At 41.4% G+C, this 2,278-nt stretch carries 2 protein-coding genes; both read left to right on the top strand.

Features of this window, described 5'->3' with window-relative positions:
• The first annotated feature begins 109 nt into the window (after nt 1–109).
• Nucleotides 110–1,495: a germination protein YpeB gene (ypeB, locus tag GRP75_RS24825; protein ID WP_160790658.1), complete on the top strand. Its 1,386-nt coding sequence runs from the start codon at nt 110–112 to the stop codon at nt 1,493–1,495.
• A 165-nt stretch (nt 1,496–1,660) separates the two neighbouring features.
• On the top strand, nt 1,661–2,278 hold a 618-nt coding region (locus GRP75_RS24820; protein WP_160790657.1), incomplete at its 3' end, for a flagellar brake protein.

The raw sequence follows: 2,278 nt of genomic DNA, 5'->3' as shown, positions 1-2,278 counted from the left end.
ATTTGCGATAACTGCGAGTTTATTGTTGAAGTCATGGAAAACCATGCATAAGAGAGCTTTCTTCTTGTCACACTATCGGTAGTGTAATTGAAGAAAGGAGACTCCCAATATGTATAAGCGACTTAGTTCGGTATTGTTCCCGATTGTTGCCCTGCTCATGATAGGAGCATTTGTGTGGGGTTATCGGGAAAGCCAGATGAGAAAAGAGGTGTCTCTTCAGGCAAAAAGCATGTCGATTAAAGCGGAAAATCAATATCAGCGTGCGTTTCATGATTTGTCGTTTCATATGGATCAATTGCATTCCCAACTTGGTAATGCGGTTGCTGTCCATAATACTTCACACGCGATGCATCGCAAGTGTTTGATGAACGTGTGGAGAATTACAAGTGAGGCCCAAAATGAGGTCAATCAGTTGCCTCTCAATGTAATGCCGTTTAACCATGCCAAGGATTTGCTGTCACATGTATCTACATTTTCGTATCAGACTGCCGTACGTGATCTGGATCACGAGCCTTTGAATGAGAAAGAAATATCCAATCTAAAAACGTTATATAAAAATTCCAGAGAAATTTCGAAAAATATGCATGAAGTCCGGCAAAAAGTTCTTAGCAAAAACTTGCGATGGACGGATGTGGAAGCTGCCCCAGGCTCCCAAACGGGTCCAAAGGATAACACCATTGTTGATGGCTTCAAGACGGTGGACAAAAAGGTGGAGGGCTACAAGGAACTGGATTGGGGACCTTCTGTAGCAAGTATCTATGACAAGCGCTCAGTGAAAAAATTGAATCTCCCGGTCGTGGATGCGGCGCAAATTAAGCGGAATGCTGCCCAGTTTACAGGAAAACCAGAAAGCCAGATTCGTGTACAAGAAAACGGTAAAGGAACGGAATGGGCATCTTATACAGCTACCCTGCTAAATAAGAAGCAACCCGTGGCCAGTATGGATTTCACGAAAAAAGGCGGCAAGCTTATTTCTTATCATGACATGAGGGCAGTAGGTCCTAAAAAAGCAACACGTAATGAAGCGATTCGCTATGCTAGTGAATACCTTGAACAAAAAGGTTACAAAGGAATGAAGCCAGTTGCATATGATGAAAGCGGGAATTTAGCTAACATTACATTTGCGAGCCAACAAGGGGACGTGATTATCTATCCAGAAAAAATCACAGTCAGATCAGGCCTTGATAACGGACAAGTGATCGGTTTTCAATCCAGTGATTATGTGTATGAGCATAGTCATCTCCGCCGCATTCCGCAAGCGAAATTGAATTTGAACGCAGCACGAGCAAAATTGAATCCTGAGTTTCGTGAAACTTACCACCGTAAAGCCTTAATTGAAAATGAACTTTCGAATGAAGTTCTGTGTTATGAATTTGGTGGTAAAATCAATGGTTCCGTTTACCGGATATACATTAACGCCAATACGGGGATGGAAGAAACGATTGAAGAGGTTAAAGATTCAGATGAACCTCAGGTTACTGCAAGTAATGCGTAGTTGATTACATGAAAATGAATCAATAGTCACTCTAAACCTCCTTCATGAAGGAGGTTTTTTGTGCTTTAGTCATAGCTCGAACAAATATAATGCTTAATATAGGCATAAAGTCGTGGTATTATATACCTTAATTAGAGCTTTTAATGGACAAGGATGGTGGATCATTTGTTTCCCAAAATTAATGATGTGTTATACATACAAGTGGCTGGTACTGACCATAAGGACGAGATTTTTGAATTTAAGTCTCGTATTGCGGAAGAGGAGTCACAGAACTTTCTAATTGAAATTCCTATGTCACAAACAAGTGGACACTTGAAAAAATTGTTTCTAGGGGAAGAGCTGTCTATATTTTTTATGAGCGAGGGTGGGATTAAAAATTATTTCAATACCCACGTTACGGGTTTTAAAGAGGATATCCTCCGGATGGTTCGCATCCACAAACCTGCTCCAGACAGCATCAGCAAAATTCAGCGCCGAAACTTTCTTCGGGTTAAGGCCAACTTGGAAATTGCGGTAAAGCATGGTGAGAACGAGTCCAGATTTGTAGCAGAGACGCATGATGTGGGAGGCGGAGGCGTTTCTTTTCAGACCCAGGGAGCTCATCATCTTGAAGAAGGAGAATCATTATCTTGCTGGATTTTGGTCCCTTATAAAAACGGAACTCAAGAGCATGTTCCGTTCCAATCTGAAATTGTACGTATTCAGCAGATGGAAAACGGCCGCAGACTCATTATGCTGAAATATGAGAAAATTGCTGATCAGGAGCGCCAAAAACTGATTAAA

It is taken from the genome of Paenibacillus sp. OT2-17 (assembly GCF_009827695.1).
GTDB classification, from domain to species: Bacteria; Bacillota; Bacilli; order Paenibacillales; family Paenibacillaceae; genus Paenibacillus; species Paenibacillus polymyxa_B.
The sequence above is the reverse complement of the archived record's forward strand: the minus strand, read 5'-3'. Positions and strand labels throughout refer to the sequence as shown.

Coding starts and splice junctions, on each gene's coding strand:
- ypeB (WP_160790658.1), top strand. CDS start 110: ATGTATAAGCGACTTAGTTCGGTATTGTTCCCGATTGTTGCCCTGCTC.